This window comes from Solirubrobacter pauli (assembly GCF_003633755.1).
GTDB classification, from domain to species: Bacteria; Actinomycetota; Thermoleophilia; order Solirubrobacterales; family Solirubrobacteraceae; genus Solirubrobacter; species Solirubrobacter pauli.
Map to the genome: position 1 here is coordinate 2,937,271 of NZ_RBIL01000001.1, position 18,923 is coordinate 2,956,193.

Annotated in this window: 16 protein-coding genes and 1 tRNA gene; 13 read left to right on the forward strand and 4 right to left on the reverse strand. The window is 69.7% G+C overall.

What is annotated here, in order from left to right:
• Positions 1 to 46 precede the first annotated feature (46 nt).
• Complete coding sequence (locus C8N24_RS35015; protein ID WP_121250717.1) at positions 47 to 877, reverse strand: PHP domain-containing protein; 831 nt, start codon at positions 875 to 877, stop codon at positions 47 to 49.
• A 48-nt stretch (positions 878 to 925) separates the two neighbouring features.
• Between C8N24_RS35015 and C8N24_RS13905 the strand changes: the two genes are divergently transcribed.
• Positions 926 to 1,501: an SPFH domain-containing protein gene (locus C8N24_RS13905; RefSeq protein WP_121250718.1), complete on the forward strand. Its 576-nt coding sequence runs from the start codon at positions 926 to 928 to the stop codon at positions 1,499 to 1,501.
• Here C8N24_RS13905 and C8N24_RS13910 read toward each other — a convergent pair.
• The 3 genes from C8N24_RS13910 to C8N24_RS13920 all read right to left on the reverse strand — a co-directional run bounded on the left by C8N24_RS13910 (position 1,498) and on the right by C8N24_RS13920 (position 5,094).
• Positions 1,498 to 3,585, reverse strand: a complete 2,088-nt coding sequence (locus C8N24_RS13910) for a putative bifunctional diguanylate cyclase/phosphodiesterase (protein WP_121250719.1) — start codon at positions 3,583 to 3,585, stop codon at positions 1,498 to 1,500. The two genes, C8N24_RS13905 and C8N24_RS13910, sit on opposite strands and share 4 nt — an antisense overlap.
• A 10-nt stretch (positions 3,586 to 3,595) precedes the next feature.
• The gene (locus tag C8N24_RS13915) at positions 3,596 to 4,072 is read right to left on the reverse strand and encodes a response regulator (RefSeq protein WP_121250720.1); all 477 of its coding nucleotides are present in this window, start codon (positions 4,070 to 4,072) and stop codon (positions 3,596 to 3,598) included.
• Positions 4,073 to 4,275: 203 nt separating this feature from the next.
• A complete protein-coding gene (locus C8N24_RS13920) occupies positions 4,276 to 5,094 on the reverse strand; it encodes a peptidylprolyl isomerase (RefSeq protein ID WP_147447784.1) in 819 nt (272 codons plus the stop codon).
• A gap of 41 nt (positions 5,095 to 5,135) precedes the next feature.
• Between C8N24_RS13920 and C8N24_RS13925 the strand changes: the two genes are divergently transcribed.
• The 12 genes from C8N24_RS13925 (at position 5,136) to C8N24_RS13980 (ending at position 18,059) form a co-directional block, all read left to right on the forward strand.
• Positions 5,136 to 5,208, forward strand: a tRNA-Thr gene (locus tag C8N24_RS13925).
• Between the two features lie 542 nt (positions 5,209 to 5,750).
• Positions 5,751 to 7,364: a hypothetical protein gene (locus C8N24_RS13930; protein ID WP_121250722.1), complete on the forward strand. Its 1,614-nt coding sequence runs from the start codon at positions 5,751 to 5,753 to the stop codon at positions 7,362 to 7,364.
• Between the two features lie 121 nt (positions 7,365 to 7,485).
• Complete coding sequence (locus C8N24_RS13935; RefSeq protein ID WP_170179076.1) at positions 7,486 to 8,319, forward strand: ParA family protein; 834 nt, start codon at positions 7,486 to 7,488, stop codon at positions 8,317 to 8,319.
• Complete coding sequence (locus C8N24_RS13940) at positions 8,316 to 8,699, forward strand: hypothetical protein (RefSeq protein WP_121250724.1); 384 nt, start codon at positions 8,316 to 8,318, stop codon at positions 8,697 to 8,699. The genes C8N24_RS13935 and C8N24_RS13940 overlap by 4 nt, the downstream gene beginning before the upstream one ends.
• A gap of 340 nt (positions 8,700 to 9,039) precedes the next feature.
• The gene (locus C8N24_RS13945) at positions 9,040 to 9,789 is read left to right on the forward strand and encodes a hypothetical protein (RefSeq protein ID WP_170179077.1); all 750 of its coding nucleotides are present in this window, start codon (positions 9,040 to 9,042) and stop codon (positions 9,787 to 9,789) included.
• Positions 9,790 to 9,800: 11 nt separating this feature from the next.
• Positions 9,801 to 11,621, forward strand: a complete 1,821-nt coding sequence (locus C8N24_RS13950; protein WP_170179078.1) for a type IV secretory system conjugative DNA transfer family protein — start codon at positions 9,801 to 9,803, stop codon at positions 11,619 to 11,621.
• A gap of 111 nt (positions 11,622 to 11,732) precedes the next feature.
• On the forward strand, positions 11,733 to 13,076 hold the full coding sequence (locus C8N24_RS13955) for a hypothetical protein (protein ID WP_121250727.1): 1,344 nt from the start codon (positions 11,733 to 11,735) through the stop codon (positions 13,074 to 13,076).
• A 12-nt stretch (positions 13,077 to 13,088) separates the two neighbouring features.
• Positions 13,089 to 15,272: a hypothetical protein gene (locus C8N24_RS13960; RefSeq protein WP_147447785.1), complete on the forward strand. Its 2,184-nt coding sequence runs from the start codon at positions 13,089 to 13,091 to the stop codon at positions 15,270 to 15,272.
• A 78-nt stretch (positions 15,273 to 15,350) separates the two neighbouring features.
• Positions 15,351 to 15,944: a hypothetical protein gene (locus C8N24_RS13965; RefSeq protein ID WP_147447786.1), complete on the forward strand. Its 594-nt coding sequence runs from the start codon at positions 15,351 to 15,353 to the stop codon at positions 15,942 to 15,944.
• A gap of 308 nt (positions 15,945 to 16,252) precedes the next feature.
• Positions 16,253 to 17,143, forward strand: a complete 891-nt coding sequence (locus C8N24_RS13970) for a GNAT family N-acetyltransferase (protein WP_147447787.1) — start codon at positions 16,253 to 16,255, stop codon at positions 17,141 to 17,143.
• Between the two features lie 6 nt (positions 17,144 to 17,149).
• Positions 17,150 to 17,506 carry a hypothetical protein gene (locus C8N24_RS13975; RefSeq protein WP_121250731.1) on the forward strand — a complete coding sequence of 119 codons (357 nt, stop codon included), beginning with the start codon at positions 17,150 to 17,152 and terminating at the stop codon, positions 17,504 to 17,506.
• Positions 17,478 to 18,059, forward strand: a complete 582-nt coding sequence (locus tag C8N24_RS13980; RefSeq protein ID WP_121250732.1) for an ImmA/IrrE family metallo-endopeptidase — start codon at positions 17,478 to 17,480, stop codon at positions 18,057 to 18,059. The genes C8N24_RS13975 and C8N24_RS13980 overlap by 29 nt, the downstream gene beginning before the upstream one ends.
• Positions 18,060 to 18,923 lie beyond the last annotated feature (864 nt).

Genomic DNA, 18,923 nt, shown 5'->3' on the forward strand with positions numbered 1-18,923 from the left:
GGGCCTGGCCGGGACCGGCTGCGGCAGCTGCGCCGACCAGGTGCGCTCAATCCGCGAGGAGGCGGCCCAGGTCGGGTTCCAGGCCGTGCAGGCTGAAGGCGCGGAAGCGGTTGAAGTGGTCATGCGTGGGCCCGTGGAAGTCGGCCGAGCCGGTGGTGATCAACCCCAGCTCCCGCGCGAGCGCGTGTAGCTGCCGCGTCTGCGCCTCGTCGTGGGTGATGTAGAAGGCCTCGACCCCGTCGAGGCCGTAGCCCGCGAACTCCCGCAACGCAGCCTCCGCCTCCTCCACGTCCCAGTACGGATGTGCCCACACCGCGAGCCCGCCGGCGGCGTGGATGACGTCGATCGCCTGCCGCATGGTGGGGCGTGAGCGGCCGACGTACGTGGGCGTGCCCGGGACCAGGTAGCGCGCGAAGACCTCGTTCTTGGACAGGTCAAGGTCGTTGTCCTCGAGCAGCGCCGCGGCCAGGTGCGGGCGCCCGGGCGCCTCGTGCTCGAGCCGCTTGGGATCGATCGTGAAGCCCGCCTCGCGCAGCTTCTCCGCCATCGCGAGGATGCGGCGGATGCGGTCCTGCCGGAAGTCGGCGAGCGTGGCGCGGAACGTCGCGTCCGTGTGGTCGATCCCGTAGCCGAGGATGTGCAGGTCCTCGTAGGTGCCGTGCACCGACGACAGCTCCACGGCGGGGATGAGCCGCATGTCACCCGCCGCTGACAGTGCCTCGTCGACCCCGTCCACCGTGTCGTGGTCGGTCAGCGCGAGGAGCTGAACGCCCGCTTCCCGCGCGCGTTCGACGACTTCGGCGGGCGCCAGCGTGCCGTCGGAATACGTCGAATGCGACTGGAGATCGAACGTTGGCGCGGTTTTGACATCAGGCATCGACGGGAACCCTTACAGCAACCCCATTGACAGGAAGGGAGGTACCCGATGACCACCGGCGCGATTATCGCGATCGTCATCGCGGCCCTGATCATCATCGCCCTCGTGGCCTTCTTGCTGCCGCGCATGCGTCGTCAGGCCCAGATCCAGAAACGTGAACGTGAGCTGCAGAACCGCCGTGAGCGCGTAGCCAACGAGCATCGAGCCGAGGCCGATTCACGCGAGCGCCAGGCCAGCGAGGCCGAGCAGCGAGCCCGGATCGCCCAGAAGGAGGCCGAGGCCGAGCGCGCCCAGGCGCAGCTCCATCAGGAGCGCGCGGGCCTGCACGAGAAGGGCATGGCCGACGACGAGCTCATCGGCGACGACGAGCGCGACAAGTTCGCCGGCACGTCCGCCATGGGTGGCCGTGACCACGACCGCGACAACGACGGCCGTGACGACCGCCGCGAGGCCATGACCGACGGCCGCCACGACGGCAACGGCACGCTGGACGACGACTACGACCGTGGTCGCCGCGACCAGGCGATCCAGGACGACCACAACCGTCCCGCGCGGTTCAACCGCGACGACGACGCGGCCGCCGAGAGCGCCGACCAGCGTCAGCGCTCCGAGCAGCGCTTCTAGGCCAGGACTCCGCTCTCCAGCATCGCTCGCGCCTCGTCGGCGCCGAGCGGTGCGGAGATGTGGAAGCCCTGCGCGAACTCGCAGCCGAGCACCTTCAGGTAGTCGAGCTGCTCGCGCTTCTCGACGCCGTCCGCGATCACCTCGAGCCCGAGGTTGTGCGCGAGCCCCACGACCGCGCGGACGATCTCGAACGCGCCGGCGTCGATCCCGATGCCGGCGACCAGCTCCCGCGACACCTTGATCGCGTCACCCGGGAAGCGGTGCAGGAGCCGCAGCGGGCTGGCGCCCGTGCCGAAGTCGTCGATGTGGGTGCGGACGCTGAGCTGCTCGTACGCCTGGTCGAGGACGCGGCGGGTGGCGTCGTCGGCGCGGCCGCGGCTGAGGTCGTGCTCGGACACCTCCAGCCGCAGTGAGCGCGGGTCCAGCCCGGTCGCGGTGAGGATCTCGTCCAGCATCGCGACGAAGCCCGGCTCGCCCAGCTGACGCGCCGACACGTTGACGCCGATCGTCAGGCCCGCGCCCTTGGGGAGTGCGCGCCACTCGGCCAGCTGCGCGGTCGCGGTCTCCAGGATCTGTCGCCCGAGCGGGACGCTGAGGCCCGTCTCGTCGGCCATCGCCAGCACCTCGGCGGGCTCGCCGGACGGCCAGCGGCAGGACGCCTCGAAGCCGACGATCCGACCGGTCGCCGCCTGCGTGATCGGCTGGTAGACGACTTCCAGCGCGCGCGTCTCGATCGCGCGGCGCAGGTCGCCTTCGAGGTCCAGCCGGCGCATGACCTGCTTGTGCATCGCCGCGTCGAACACGGCGTGGCGGCCCTTCCCGTCGGCCTTGGCGCGGTACATGGCGACGTCGGCGTCGCGCATGACCTCCTCGGGCACGGACTGCGCCGTGGCCAGCGCGATCCCGATCGAGGAGTCGATGAACAGCTCACGCCCGCCGATGACGAACGGCAGCTTCAGCGACTGCAGGACGCGCTCGGCGATCACCGTCGCCTCGCGCGGGTCCGACACGTCGTCGAGCAGCAGCGTGAACTCGTCACCGCTCAGGCGCGCGACGGTGTCGTTGGGACGCAGGGCGGCCTCGAGGCGTCGCGCCACCTTCTGCAGCAGCTCGTCGCCGGACGCGTGGCCGAGGCTGTCGTTGATGACCTTGAAGCGGTCCAGGTCCAGGAACAGCACCGCCGCGCAGGTCGCGGGGTGGCGGCGCTGCGCGCGGCGGATCGACTGGTCGAGGCGGTCCAGGAACAGGACGCGGTTCGGCAGGCCGGTGAGGTTGTCGTGCAGCGCGTCGTGCTGGAGCCGGCGCTCGGACTCGCGCCGCTCGGTCGTGTCGCTCGTGGCGCCGACGACGCGCGTCGCCCGGTTGCGCGCGTCACGCACCGCGGTCCCGCGCGCGAGCAGCCACCGGTAGTCGCCGTCGCGGTGCTGGACGCGGTGCTCGAACAGGAAGCGGTCCTGCTTGGCCGTGCCGTTGACGAACGCGTCGAGCGCCTGCGTGAGCGGCGCGCGGTCGTCGGGGTGGACGCGGCCGAGCCACTCGCCGCGCGTCTCGCCGATCTCGCAGTCGCGGTACCCGAGCGCCGCCTTCCAGCGCGTGGAGTAGTAGACGCGGTCGCTCGCCAGGTCCCAGTCCCAGAGGCCGTCGTCGGCGCCGCGCAGCGCGAGCGTGTGGCGCTCCTCGGACTCCTTCAGTCGCTTGAGCGTGCGCTGGTGCGTGATCGCGTAGCGGATCGCGTGCTCGAGCCGGTCGGTGCTCAGGCCCGGCACCAGCAGGAAGTCGGCGAGCCCGGCGGCCGCGGCCCGCTCGTCCGCCTCACGATCGGCCGCGTGCGCGAGCACGATCACCGGCGTGTCGTCGTTGACCAGCTCCGTGGCCAGCTTCAGGCCGTCCGGCTGCGGCGGCGCGATGTCCCGGTCCACGAGGATCACGTCGTACCCGTGCGCGGCCGTGGCGTTCGACGCCTCGGCCGCGGTGGTCACGTGATCGATCTGCGCGTGCTTGAGCAGCGCGCGGACGGGCGCGTGGCACGCGTGGTCCGCGGCGACGGCGAGGACGCGCAGGGGATCGGGGAGCGGAGCGGCCATCGGGACGGAGTTATGCCGCCTGGTCCGGCGGCAACTCCGCCGTCTCCAGCCAGTAGGCCGTGAACACCTTCATCAGGCGCACGAGCGCGAGGAACGTGACCGGCTTGACGATGTACGTGTTCGCGCCGACGTCGTACCAGGCGCTCGTCTGCGCGGGCTCGTCCGACGCGCCCAGGACCACGATCGGGATCCGCTTCGTGCGCGGGTCGGACTTGAGCGCGGCCACCGCCTCCTTCCCGGCCGGCGTGCCCGGCAGGTCAGCGTCGATCACGATCAGGCTCGGGACGGGCGTGACCGCACCCTCGGTCGCCCCCGCGCGCTGGAGGTACGCCAGCAGCGCCCCACCGTCGGAGACCGTCCGCATGTCCGTGACGTTGCGGCCCTCGAGCAGCGCGTCGCGCGCCATCGAGCGGTAGTCCTCGGAGGCGTCGGCGAACAGCACCGTCGGGAGCGCCGGGATGCGCGAGCGCTGGAAGCGGTCGCTCAAGCGCGCCCCCTGGTCCCGGGGCGGAGGACCGTCCGTGGCCACCGCATTCGTCACTTCACTCCTTCAGGTCACTGGCGTCGGACGTATCCGACCGCCCGGCGATAACGCGTGTCGAGCTCCGACCTTAGGCCCCGCCCATGACCGCGACAACGGGGGAAACCGAAGTTCGGCGTATGTACGAGAATGCCGCCCTGGACTTGGGGCTAGGGCGCCGCCTGACCGCTTGGCGGTTGTGGACAACTCGGGTGCGCGGCGTACGCCGGCGCGCACGACGTCCGATCACGCCATTTCTCGGTGAATTGCGCCGTGAAGGCGCGCAACGCGTCCGCCTGCGCGTCGGTCGCGAGCCGCTCCCACGCCTGCGCCTCCTGCTGCGCCCGCGGCAACGGCCGGCCCGGCGTTGCCTTGATCACCTTGAACACGTACGTCCCGTAGCGGATCGTCCGGTCCAGCGGCGCCCGGAAGATCGCGGCGAAGATCCGGTCGCTCGACGTCGCCGTCACCTCCCCGGTCTCCGCACCGAGCGCCTTCAGCGTCGCGCCTCGGCGGACCCGTGCGAGGACGCGCTTGGCCTCCGCCCGGCTCTTGGCCCTGACGATCCGCACCGTCCGGGTCGGCTCCGTCGTGATCGGGTTGGCGTCCACGTACGCCTTCACCTGGTCGGGCGTGACCGACTTCGCCGCCGGCTCGGTGACCTGGTTGCGGATCTCCGTCAGCTCGAGCGACGCCCGCACGCGCTTGCGCAGCAGCGGCAGCGTGAGCCCGCTGCGCTTGAGATACCGCTTGAGCGACCGCTCGCTCCGGCTGTCCTCGATCGACTCGTCGACGGTCTCGTCGGTCACGACGATCCCGCGCTCCTTGGCCTCACCGGACACCCACGCCTCTTCGACGAGCGTCCGGAACACGAGCGCGCGCTCACCTCCGGCCGTCGTCAGCCGGCTCACGTCGGCGTCGTCGACAGTCGCGCTGTACCCGGGTGCGGCCACCGTCGCGGCTACCGCAAGGACCGCAATCTTCAACACGTCCCGCAACCTACCCGGCGTTCGCTACCCTGCACACCCGCGCCGACATAGCTCAGCTGGTAGAGCACTTCACTCGTAATGAAGGGGTCCCCGGTTCGAGTCCGGGTGTCGGCTCCTCTCGAAAACCCTGGCATTTGCTGGGGTTTTCGTCATTCTGGGGGCGCGCGTGTGAAGGGTTCACGCGCGATTCGGGGGGCGTTCTGGGGGCTTTTGCCCTCGCAAATCGCCCCTTCGACGGCGCTTTCGCATCCCTCTCGGGAGCTTCCGAGCAGCCCTTCGCCGGCGTGCCGCGGCCCGCCGAATAGGCCCCGCAGAACGACAAAGACCGGGTGGCCGCCCGGTCTTCGTACTGCGGCTCCCTCGCTCATAGCTCCGCGAGGAGCGCCTACATCAATGCCTGTCCCAACTGTACACGCCGTGCGGGCGGATCGACGACCCCTTTCTGAGGGGTTACGACGCCGTGCGTCTCACGCCTGGCCGTGGGGACTTGATCCAGCTGTGCCGCGAGCGTCCGCTCGCTCGCGCAGCGCTTCGTGCTGCCGTGACGCCCCCGGGCGTTGGCGGTGCCGCTGGAGCGTGCATCACTCGCGTCTTCGCGTCGCTGGTACCGGCCAGCAGCCGAGCCGCTGCCACCTGAGCCCGGGCGGCTCGTCGTCGTGGCGCTGCTCGGCCGTGCCCGGCGGGAACGCGGCTGCACGACCCCGGGGGACGATCGCCTCGAGACGCGCGCGTACGCGGTCAAGCGTTACTTGTTCCGGCTGGGGCACGCCGCCCGCTCGGCTCGGTACGCGACGTCGATCGGTCAGCTCGTCGTGGGGTTGGCGCCAGTGATCGGCTGGGGCACAGTCCCGCGGGAGCCTGCTCGGCGCGCGGCGTTCATCCGCGCGCATCGCCGCAGCGTGCAGCGGTGGCTCGACGACCTTGAGTCCGCTGGCGTGGTCGCACACGAGCCGGAGCGGGACGGCGACGGCGTGTGGTGGCGGACGCAGATCCTCCTGCTCGCCGCGCCGACGCCGTCCGGCGGCGAGATCGTGGTCGCACGTGCGCGGGCTCGCACATGGAAGGCGCGGGAACGCCTGCGTCAGCGGACGGCTCGTCGAGCGCCGACGTTGGCCGGCATCAGGGCCAGGAGCGCGACGCCGATCGCGAGGACCCGTGCTCGGCTCGCTCGGCGCCGCGCGGCCGTGGGGCACGAGACCGCCCGGCGAGCAGCGATCGAGGCGACGATCGCTGCCTCTAGAGATTTGACGCATCCCTTCGGAGCGCCTCCTACGTCGGCGTTCGCGCTGGCCTCCGCGCAACGGTTGCAGAGAGTTGAGGCGTCGCGGGCTGAGGGATCAGCCGCTCTTCGTCCCGTGCAGACGTTGGACGAGCCCGAGGCCGTGGCTGGCAAGACGGGCGCGCGCGGGCGCGTGACGCGCGCGGATGCCCCGGCGGCGCGAACTACGGGCACCGAGGAGGTGAGGCACCTTTCGCGGGAGGCCTTCGACGCCCTCGTGCGCCAGCGTCTCGCGGCGGCTTCGGAGATCGCTGAGCGACGTCGGACACTGATCCAACCTCACGTCGCGGCTCGCGCGGAGGCCGTCCTCTCCTGGCCAGCCGGTTCGCGCTGCCCACTCGGTCGTCTGCGAGAGGCGTGGGTGGTCCACCGTCACGGGCTGGCCACGGCCGTGGAGTCCGGAAGCGCGTCGGCAGGGCCCGTCCGCGAGGAGCTCTCAACGGACGTACAGCGAGCCATCGCGCTCTACGAGGCTCACGCCGAAGAGCGACCGCCCGGGTGGCCAGTGAGCGGTGCGGCGGCGCTGTGCGCGCTCGCGAGCCAACGACGTGCGGAGCAGTTCGTCGGTGACCTCGCGCGGCTGTTGGTGCTCGCGAAGGGAATGCGGGCCGTGGCCGCGCAGCGCGACGGTCTGCGCGTCGCTCGCGCTCAACGGCGGGCAGCGGCGCGTCGGCGCGCCGCGGCCGGTCCGCGTGTCCTCCAGTTCCGTTTGGCCGCGCCGCGCTTCGAGACGGCCGAAGGCCGTCGCACCCGGGTGCGCGACGCGGTTCTGCTGGCCGAGGGCGACCCGTCCGCGTGGCCGAACGCCGAGCTCGCACTCAAGCACCTGGCGGCTCTGTCCGTGCACGACGTTCGCCTGCTCGAACCCGATCGATGCGAGGAGCTCGACGGCGTCGGGGCCCGAGCGACGCGATACCGCGACCAGCTCGCACGTGGCACTTGGGCTCTGCCGCCCTCTCGCTTCAACCGCAAGGAGGAACCACCGCAATGAGAAGCACCCATACGCGCTTCGTCGCATTCCCGAGTTGCGCAGCTGCGTCCGTACGAGCCTGCGCACCCACCTCCATGCACGGGTGCCCAGCTGCGCAGTTGCGTAGCTGCCGAGAGGACCGGTGAGCGCGGTGATCGTTGCAGTCCTGAATCGCAAGGGTGGTGCCGGGAAGACGTCGCTCACCAAGGACCTTGGGTTCGCGTTCGCCGACGGAGGGCTGCGTGTGCTCCAGGTCGGACTGGACCCACAGTCGTCGCTCGAGGTTCTCGCCGGGCTGGGCTTCGACACGCCGCCCGACCGGACCGTCAGCCGTCTCCTGATGCCGGAGGAGTTCGGCGATGCCGGTCCCCTCGAGCGGGTGGTGCACGAGACGGAGTGGGGCACCTCGCTGGTGCCCGCGAGTAAGGCGCTGGCTACCGCTGAGCGCGCACTGGGCGAAGCCGGTCGAGGAGGCTCGGCACAGCGGCTGAGGCGTGGACTTCAGCGACTCAGCACTGCCGAGCGGTTCGACGTCGTGCTCGTCGACTGCCCGCCTGGGATGACACCGCTAACGATGAACGCGCTTATCGCCGCAGAGAGCGTGCTCGTACCGACACAGCTCGACTTCCTCTCGGTCGCGGGCCTGGCGGTCCTCACCGAGACCGTCGAAGAGGTGCGCGAATACGACAACCCGAAGCTCGGCTATCTCGGCATCGTCGGTACCCAGGTCGACGAACGCACCCGCCACGCTCGAGAGATCCGCGCTCAGCTCGAGCAGCTGTTCGGCGCGGATGCCGGCGGCGCCCTGTGCCGCACGACCATCCGTCACAGCACGAAGGTTCGCGACGCACACGCCGCTGGCCTTGCCGTCGGCCAGCTGGAGCCGGCCCATCCTGTGAGCGGCGACTACCGGGAGCTTGCCCAGGAACTCGCTGAGCGTGCGGCGCTCGACGCACGGCTTGGAGTCGCGACATGAGCGGCTCGAAGCGGATGGACGCCGGGGCGGCCGTCGCTGGTCTCTTCTCACGAGCGACGGCAACCGGCGGACTTGCGTCGCGCGAGCCGGCACGGCGATCAGCGTCAGCCGACGCGCCGCGCCTGCGGCAAGGTGTCGAGCTGCTCGAGGAGGACATCGGCTTCCTGCGCGGTCTGTCGCGGCCGGACCGGACCGGTCAGCCACGGTCGCTCGGAAGCAAGTTCGTCGCCACCGGCGTCCTGACCGCGGCGGTCGCGCTCCTTCGGGAGGTCGACGTCGACATGGACGGCGTGGAGGCCGGCGACCTGGTCGAGATGACCGCGCGGGCACGATCGGCGCTGATCGCAGCTGCCGATGGGCGGCAGGGAACGGGCGCATGAAGGCGCTACGCAATTCGCTACGCAACGCGTTGCGTAGCGCCCGTCCGCTGATCCCACCTGTGGAGCGGTGTGGGTGGGGGGCCCGAATCCGACCCCGCCCGCCCTACGTGACAAGAGATGGGGGCAGGCGGGGTCGGATTCGGTCCCCCCAAGAAGTGGTGGTGGTGGGATCAGCGGACGGGCGAGGTGATCGAGGGACGGGACGGAAGTTGGGTCCCGGAGGGACGGGACAGACAGCAGCTGAGACGGCATACGGCGAGCGCTACGGCGGGGCACGATGAGCGGCCGGGGCACGCGAGCGCGCGGACCGGGGGTGCGGAGCTTCGAGGCGTTGCGGTGGTTGGCGCGGTTGGAAGTCGCGGGTATCGAGCCGTTGGGGATGGCGCTGGGCTTCGGCTGGCGCACGACGTACTCGCACGTCGAACGGCTGGCGGCCGCAGGGCTTCTCGTGCGGGCTTTCGACCCGGACGGCAGCGTCGTCGCGATCACGGCGGCCGGCAGGCGAGCCGTCGAAGCGGACCGTGGAGACATCCGATCGGGAGCAACGCACGGATCCGGACTGCGGCACGCGCGGGCGGCGTCGTGGGTCGCTGCGCTGTTGACCCTTCGAGACCGTGAGTGGATCAGCGACCACGAGCTCCGCGGACTCGACGACTGGCAGATCCCCGTCGTGTGGGCCGGAAACCGCGGGCGGCATCGCCCGGACCTGGGCGTCGTGATGACCGCCGAGGCGCGGGTCGCGGTAGAGGTGGAGCTCTCGCACAAGTCGCCACGGCGGCTGCGCGCGATCCTTGCCGGGTACGAGGAGGCGATCGTCTCCGGGCGCGTCGCCGGCGGCCTCATCTACGTGTCGAATCGATCGGACGTACTCGAGGCGGTCAAGCGCGCAGCAGACCGAGCCGGGGTTCCCCAGCAGCACTTCCGCACTCGTGACCTGGGCAAGGTCCAAGCGGAGGTCCGCCGTCTGACCGGCGAACGGGGCGTCGCCACACGCGGCCAAGCCGCCGAGGCGCGCAGCTCCACGACAGCGCGCACGAGCCGAAATCCGGAGCGGCCGGATGGGGTTGACGCGCGGGAGGTGCTGCGATGAGCGTTGCGTTCGTGGGAGCGCTGCTGGGAGCGTTCTTCGCTGGAAGCGGAGCAGGGGCTGCCGGGGCTTGGTGGGCACATCGGCGCACGCGGCTTTCGGCGTGGAACTTCTATGCGCTCGTACCAGCCGGCGCTTTGGCCTGGGGCGCGGCCCTCGCGTCGCGCGAGCCGTCCGCCGTGGTCGGCGCGGCGCTTCTCGTTTCAGCCGGTGTCACAGGCGCTGGCGTCGCGCGGCGATACCGCTTGTCGGCGCTTGGCGCGGGCGGCGAGCTGCGCGAGTTCGAGCGGTCGCGCCGGATGGCTTGGTCACTGCTGGGCAGTGGCGAGCGCCGACGGCGAAGTGCTCGTCGCGATCGGGGCGAGCGCACGCGCATCGTCGGGCAGGGCGAACTCGTGCGGGAACGGGCGTGGCCTGAGCACGAGCCCGCCGTGCCCATGACCGCCGATGGTCGTGGACTCCTTCCCCGGCGCGAAGGTCGGCATCTGCTGATCGTCGGGGCGACTGGATCAGGCAAGACCGTGAGCGCCCGACGCTGGCTACTGGCACGGGTTCTGGCCGACGGCGTCTCGGTCCTCGTGACCGATCCGAAAGGCGATCGAGGTCTCGAGCGCGACGTGCGCGCGGCATCGCGCCTGGTGCGGCGACCGCTGATCGTCTTCGACCCTCGAGACCCGGTCGCCGACCGCTGGAATCCTCTCTGGAGCGACGACATCGGCGCGGTCGTGAGTCGCTTGGTCGCGCCCATCGGTGCCGGCGACGGGAATGCGCGCTACTACGCCGATCTGCTGCAGATCCACCTCGGTACCGTCGCTGCTGGTCTCCGCGCAGCTGGCTTGTGGCCCGCGAACCTTCCGTTGCTCTTGGACGCCGCGCAGCTCAACCGCTACGACGCGCTGCTGAAGCTCGTCCGCGCAAGCGCCGGCGAGCACGCGGACATCACGGCGCGGATGCGTGAGCACCGCGCCACCGTGGCCACTCCCGAAGGCCGACGCGACCTGACGGGCGGCATCCTGCGCCTGCGCGTGGTGGCCGGCGAGACGTGGCGAACGGTGCTCACCCCGGATCCCGAGCGCGGCGCGATCACGCTGCCGACGGCGATGGTGGCCGGCGCGCTCGTGCTTGTGCGGACCTGGGTCGACGACCTGCCCGACGAGGCCCGCGCCATCACCACGCTGTTCCTGGCTGATGCGGCGGCTGCCGCCCTCGCGCTTCCCGAGGGCACGCAGTGGGCAGCTTTGATCGACGAGTTTGGCGGCGTCCTCAGCACGGGCGCCGGCGAGCGCGCGCTGGCCCTGATGCAACGCGCACGCTCGGCCGGCGGCCAGGTCGCGGTGACGACGCAGAGCGTGACCGACTTCGCCGCCGCGACGGGCAATCCGGCACTGCTCGACGCGCTCGCCGACAACTTCGCTGCCGGGATCTTCCACTTGCAGAGCTCGCCGGAGTCCCGTGACTGGCTCGCGCGCCTCGTCGGCACGCGCGAGGTGTGGCAGTCGACGGACCGGACCGTCGCGCGAGGCGCTGCAGCCGACGGAGTCGGCACACGCAGACGTGTCCGCGAGTTCCTCATGCGACCGGACGAGCTTCGGTTGCTGAACACCGGCGAGGCGTACATCTGGTCAACGCTTGGGCCCGACCCCGAGCGGGTTCAAGTGGCTCCGGCCCTCCTGCCCGCACCGACCGGTGCGCCCGTAGACGCCTCCCGGTTGTACGTGCCGTGTGGGCCAACACGTCTCCCGGCGAGTGCCAGCGTGCCAAGCCCGCCAGATCAGCCGCGGAGGGGGCGAACTTCTGCCGCCTCATCCCTAGAGGTAGTTGATGAGGCGCTGTGACACAACCCGGGCGAGGTGCACAGCTGCGCAGCAATCCATTTGCGCGCACGCAGATCTCGACGGGCTTAAGCCAACGATGACTGCAGAGCGGATCTGGCTGGTGCTCTTGACGTGACCGCTGTGCAGCCAGCGACGGGATGGGATCGGGAGCGCCGCGCCGCCGGCCTGACCGCACGTCGCGCGAAGCTGCTTGCACGTCTGCACCATAAGCTGCCGAAGGCGGCGTTGTTGACCCCCGACCTCCGCGAGCTCGTGGTCGACGACGCCATCGAGTTCGCGGCGCTGCGATACGAGCCGCCAGTTCGTAGCCAGATCGAACTTGAGCGCGTCTTCTGGGACGCGGCTCACAAGCGCGTGGACCGAGCGCGCGAAGGCCGCTACGACACCATCCGCGCCGGCTTCCACCGCGCCGATTTGGCGGCACTCGACTCCCTATCGATCGACGCAACCCCCGAAGACGCGGTGCTGGCCCGAGCGGAGGTCTGCGCAACGCTCCACTTCGCCGCGCTCCTTGATCAGCCAGAGCGCGACATCTACCTCTTCCAGCAGCGAACCCCAGGGGACAAACCGCCGGGGGCCAAGCGCATCGCCAAGGAACTTGGTCTGCCGCTCGGGACGGTTCGGGCAGCGGAGCGCACGATCGACGAGCGGTACGACCGCTTCGCAGTCATCTGCTCGGCAGGTCGTCTCTGCGGATACCTCGCTCCGGCCGTCGCCGACATTGCGGCCGCGGGCGGCCTGGAGGTAGCGAGCGACCTCCACGGCCGGGAACTCGCCGCGCGGGTGCATCTCGAGATCGAACGCTGTCCGACGTGCATCGCGGACTACACGCGCCAGCTGCGCTACCTGCGCGGCGCGCGGTTCAACAGCAAGGTGGCCGCGCTCCTGCCAGCGCCGGAGGCGAGCGATCGACTTCGCGGCGCAGGCTGGCGCGATCTGCTCCCCGACTGGGCGGCTCGTCTGCTGTCGCACGAGCCCACAGGCGCCGCGACGCAGCTCGCGGCAGGAGGCGCCGGCCGCGGCCTCGCCGCATCGGCAGCGGCGCACCTCGCGGCGATCTGCCTCGGCGGGGCGGGCACGCTAGGTGCCTGCGTCGCCACAGGCATCCTGCCCCTTCCTGAGCGTGATTCGGCGCCGCCCGTCGCGGTCAAGGCCACGCCGACACCGACACCTCAGCCCCTCGAGCCGGAGCCAACGCTGCCACACGGCGCGGTTACGCCGACCCCCACCGCCACGCCGACGAAGCGCACGCGCACCGTGACCCCGCGGCGGGAGCGCGCTTCCACCACACAAGGTGGGACAGGCCCGCGCAGTCACGAGCAGGCGCCGATCTCCCCCGCGCCTTCCAACGCTGCGCCGAACGGTGGCAGCGAGTTCGACCCCGGATACCAACCCAGCGGTCCCACGCAGCCGGCTCCCGCACCAGCCGCGCCGGGAGCGAGCGAGTTCAACTGAGAGGAGCCCCCGATGCCTCTGCCTTCATTCCGACGCCTGCTGCTCGCGATTCTTGCTCTGGGGTGCACATCGGCGGTGGTGCCGCACGCCGCCAACGCCGGGACGTACACGGTGTCCGGCGTCTGCGGCGTGTGGGAGCCGTACGTCACGCCGAGCAGCGGCATCACGGTGTATCCCGAGTGCCCATGGGTACGAGCTCGCAACATCGGGGCGGACGGAAGTACTCCGGCCGGACAAGGCGGTGGCTGGGTCTTCCGCGCGCCGGCGGGAACCTGGATCGACTCCTTCACGCTGCAGGGCGCGATGCTCGGCACCCGTGGCTGGCAGGTCGCCGGCTACTACGAGGGCGGAAGCGTTCCTGGGCGTGACTTTGAGGGATGCCCGGGCGCGAGCTGCCCGGGGCAGTACCGGTACTTCAACGGCAACTATCCCGGCTACGGGGCGTCCGGCCTCGTCATGCGCCTCCGGTGCGGGGCCGGGGGCTGCCCGAACGACGAAGGCGTCACCGGCTACTTCTACATCAACCAGTCCAGCATCAGGATCGCCGACCCGAGCCCGCCGTCCGTAGGGCTCGTCGGTGGGTCCCTCCTGAGCGGGGGTTGGAAGAGCGGTGTCCAAACGCTCGTCGTCGACGCGCAGGACAACACCGGTATATCGGAGTACCGCGCTTCGCTGGACGGAGCGACGTCTCGACGCCTTCCGATGTCATGCAACTACGGCGTGAAGGTGCCGTGCCCGGCTGGACCGCAGACGCTCGAGATCTCCACCGCCGGTCTTGCCGACGGAGCGCACACCGTGACGGGCGAGGCGAGCGATGCGTCAGGCAACCCCGCCGCTGCGAGCGCGACGATCTACGCCGACAACACGCCGCCTACTCAACCCCTCGACGTGAAGCTCGAGAGCGGTGCGGGTTGGCACTCCGACGCGACGGTGAAGCTCTCCTGGGCGAACCCGGCCCAGAACGCCGCGCCGATCGTCGCTGCGGTATTCCGGATGTGCCCGACGCTGCCGGCGAGCCCGACGCCGACCCAGCGCACCGCGGCGGAGAAGCGGTGCGTCCAAGGCACCCGCAGCGGGGCCAACCTCAAGAAGATCGACGACCTGAAGCTGCCAGAGCCGGGGGCGTGGGATCTCAAGCTCTGGCTGATGGACGCCGCGGGCAACAACCAGCCCGCAAGCGCCGTGTCGGTGAACTCACTGGCCTACGACGACACGGCGCCGAGCGACGTCGCGTTCCTCGGACCGGACCCCGCCGATCCCGCGCGCGTGCACGTCAGCGCCGCCGACTCGGTGTCCGGCGTCGCGATGGGCGCGATCGAGGTCCGCCGGGACGGCACGGACGCCTGGCAGGCCTTGCCGACCGAGGCCACAGCCTCCGGCCTGACCGCGGTTCTCGATGACGAGAACCTTCCGAAGGGCTTGTACTTCCTTCGCGCTCGCGCCGTCAACGCGGCTGGTCTCGAGACCTCGACCGACCGCGACGGAGCCGGCAACACCGCCATGACGCGCTTGCCGATCCGCCTCGCGAGCCGACTGACCGCCGGTCGACGGGGCAAGCGCGTATGCAGAGGACACGGTCGCAAGCGCCATTGCCGCTACCGCCTCGCGACCAAGCCGAAGGTGGGCATCGGCAAGCCGACGCGGCTCTACGGTCGCTTGACGGTCGCCGGCAAGTCGATGGCGGGTGCTCAGGTCCAGGTGTGGCGTCGACTCGAGCTCGACGGAGCCCAGTGGGCGCAAATCGGCACCGTTACGACGTCACGCACCGGCCGCTTCAGCTACCGAGCCCAGCGGGGCCCAGCCCGTGCGATCCGCTTCCGCTACCCAGGCACGCCGACGATCCGCGGCCGCAACGGAGACGTCGCGCTACGCGTGAAGGCCTCGACAAGTCTGCGTCCGAACCGCCGCAACGTCATCAATGGCGAGTACGTCGTCTTCCGCGGACGCCTCCGCGGCGGCTGGATCCCCGCCGCCGGCGCCCTGGTCGAGCTGCAGGTCTACAGCCGTGGCTCGTGGCGCACCTTCGCTCAACCGCGAGCCAACGCAAAGACCGGCCGTTGGGCGTATCGCTACCGCTTCGAGACGGTGCGCGGCCGTGCGAACTTCCGCTTCCGAGCGCGGATCAGGCGGCAACCGGCGTACCCGTTCACGACGGGCACGTCGCGTCCGGTACGTGTCCGCGTACGAGGTCTGTGATGTTGACCAACGCGACTTCTTCGCGCGCGCGGGTTATGGTGCGCAACGGGGTGCATCGGAGCCGATAGGAGGCGACCCATGAAGCGACCGCTCGCCCGCCTGCGTGGCGGAATCACGTACGCAAATGCGATGAGCACGATCGCCGTGTTCATCGCCCTCGGCGGCACGACCTACGCCGCCGTGAGCCTCCCGCGCAACAGTGTCGGCTCGGCGCAGATCCGCTCGAACGCGGTCGGCTCGAGCGAAATCCGGTCCGGCTCCATCCGCAGCTCCGAGCTCCACGACGGCAGCGTCGCGCTGCGCGACATCTCGAAGGGCGCGCAGGCATCCCTTCGCGGGGCACAGGGGCCAGCCGGCCCCGCTGGTCCGGCAGGCACCCCGGCGGTGACGTATCGCGTCGCCGTCAACTCCGGCGGTGGGACACCCGCGGGCAACGCGAAGGGCGTGACGCACACCGGCGGCAACGAGTACACGGTCGCATTCGATCGCGACGTCAGCGCCTGTCAGTACGCCGTGTCCCTGGTTGCCGTCCAGAACGGTCCGACGCTCGAGCAGCCGCCAGCGGGGCGGATCACCGCTGCGCCGGCAGCTGGTGGGGCCGTTCTCGTCAAGACCTTCGCCGCGGACGGCAGCGCTGCGGAGGCGCCTTTTCATTTGCTAGTCGCTTGCTGACGGTCGTTGACCGCCCAGGCTATCGGCCACCGGTTGACTCCGTGCTGGTCAGACCGCCTTATGGCAAGGCGTTTGGTCTCATGCACCACCGAGAATGCGGGGTGGTAGCTGCTTGGCCGGAAACGACTCGCCGCGGCGGTGCTTAGCGTCCGCAGCTTCAATGGCGCGGATAGGACCCTGTTAGGGGCCACCTGCCGCGTGAGTCCGGTGTCTCGGGTTTGGATCGGCACAGCGTTGGCTCATACCGACAGCCCCGGACGGTAGGTCACAACGCGGGCCTGTCCTCCGGACCACATACGTTGTCGCCGATGAGCTATCGCGACGGCCTAACGGCGCTGCGGCGTCGAAGAGCGGAAGGTGTGCCACTCGACCGCCGTGAGATCGAGCTTCGTTTCGCCACGCTTCGTGGCGGCAGCTTCGATGACCCCGATCTGTTCGTCGCATTTGCCGATGTCTTCAATGCGGTTTGCGCGCCCGCGCACATCACGTTCGTCCCGCAGCGCGATCGGTGCCGGATCGACTTCGACAAAAAGCAGTTGCAGTTCTCCGGGGAACTCCGATCTGCGGCAGGGGACGTCATCGGCGTCATTGAGCGCATCCTCGACTTCGAAGTCGGCATTGCATGGCACAGCAGGATCATCGTCAACAAGCGCTTTCGCGACGTAGGCATCGCAGCGATTCTGCTGGAGCACTCTCTGCGGTTCTACCAAGCCGTCGAGTTGCCCGAGGTTCAGCTCACTGCCGCACTGACGACTGGTCCGTACTACTGGGCCAAGCTCGGGTTTCAATTCGCGGATGCGGCTGACTCGGCAGCCGTTCAGCACTGGTTCGCGCGTGTCAACGCCAAACTCGCGCTTGGGTTGGACTGCGTTAGCGAGCGGCCACCACGCGATTGGTTGCTGATCGGCGCGGACGACGGATGCACATGCACGCTTGGAATGATCGCGAGCGCGTTTCCTTCTGAAAGGGCTTCGATTGAGACCCGGGCGAAAGACAACAGGATCGGCCTCGACGAACAGATCCCAGTCGGAAAGGCGATCCTCTTGTCTGGGCCCAAGTGGCGGGGACGACTGCCCGCCACAAGGCGATCCATCAGCTTCGTTCAGACCTACGTCCGCGCGCGCCTCGACCGTGCTGCGGTTTTGCTTCGTACACCCGCTGAGAAAAACCCCAGCGAGCCTGACGAACCCCTAGACTGAAGGCCGGTGACGATGTTTGACCTGCAGAGCCTGGCCGACGCGATCGACCTCCGTAGGAGAGAACTAGGCTTCACGCTGGAACAAGTTGCCGAACAGGTCCACGCACCGGTCGAAGAGCTGCGGTCGCTGTCCGCCGGCGGGGACCCTCACATGGGCGTCGTCATGCGCACCATCCAGTGGACGGGTCTGGGGATCGAGGCTTTCCTCGATGAACCAGCGCCGCTGAACGCCGACTCTGCCGAGAAGGCTGAACGCGTCGCTGCTTTTCTGCGAGCGGACCGCGATCTGAAGCCGGAGAGCGCCGAGGCGATTGAATCGGTGCTGAAGGCAGCGTATGAGCGGTTCGCGACGTCGGCGCGATGAGCTGTCTCTTGAGTTTCGCCTGAACGTCGAGAAGCTCTCGACGACCTGGCGACGCGAGCTCGGTCTCACGCTGACGTGCGAGCTCGACACGTCCGCACTCGTAGATCGGCTCGGACTCCCGTTGTTGCCGCTGAGCGACCTCGCCCGCGAAGTGCCGAGGGCGGCTTATCACCTCTACGCGATCGACGGCAGCGCCTTCTCGGCTGCGGCTGTATGTCACGGTGCTCAGCCTCTGGGAATTGTGTTCAACGACGAACACGAGCCGGAGAGGCAGCGAGCGGACGTCGCACACGAGTGCGCGCATCTGATCCTGGGTCATCAGCCGACTGCGGTGTTCGACGGTTTCGGACGACGCCAGTACCCAGAACGGCTTGAGGCTGAAGCCTCGTGGTTCGGCCCAACACTCCTCGTACCCCGAAATGGCCTCGTATCGGTCCTGCGAGATGACCCGCGCCTCGAAGCTGCTGCTAGGCATTTCAACGTAAGCGTCCCGCTGGCGCGTTTCGTCTACAACACACGAGGGTGCAAGCGCCTCGTGCCGCTTGCTGCCTAGCAACCGCGGCTTAGCCCGAGCGAGCGCGCCGCTTTCCGTTCGGCAGCACAAGCGTTTCCGAACCGCAACGGTGTCGAGCGCGAGCGTGCGGCAGGCATCTGAACCACACGCGGCTTCCGCCGCGGGGGAGTCCCTCAAGCGATAGCAATTCGATTGCGCGCGACGCGCCGTCGTCGGGCTATCGATCGTGGGACCTCAAGCACCGACCGACGACTTCTTCCGGGAACTCGCTCGCGCACACGCCAGTCGCGGCCTCGACGACGTCGCTGCACCAGACGGAACGGCATTCCGCCAGCAGCGATCAGTCGCTGTGGGGCAAGCGCACAGCCCTCGTCGCGGCCATGCGAGAGAGCACCGGGCATGGCATTGGCGTGGCGCGGTAGCGCTACTGGTTGGCCTCGTCGCCACGGCCTCGGTACTTGCCGTAACTGCGCACCGCGGCACGGCATCGCAAGATGGCTTGAAGTCAGACGCCGCCGACCTGCTTCATCGCCCACCTGGCCGTGTAGAGACCAGTAGCGAGCCGCGAAGCGCTCGGGCACGACACAAGAACCACCAACGTGCTCGCTCGACCGGACGCTCGCGGCGCGTCGCACGCAGCGGCCGACGTAGTCACGCGCGCCGCGGAGAGCGTACGAAATCTAAGCGGCCTACCCGCGAGCGGGCCCTGCACAGCGCTCGCGTGGCTCCGCCGAGCCAAACCTCGGTAAGAGCGGCGCCGCCAACCCGTACTTCGGTCTCGTCGATGCCAGTGCCGCAGAGCCCCGTTCGCCAAGTCATCGACGAGTCATGTCTCGAGTTTCCGCCGTGCTGAACGGTTGGGCGGCTTCCGGAGGTTGCGATGAGCGTGTACACAGTTGAGCC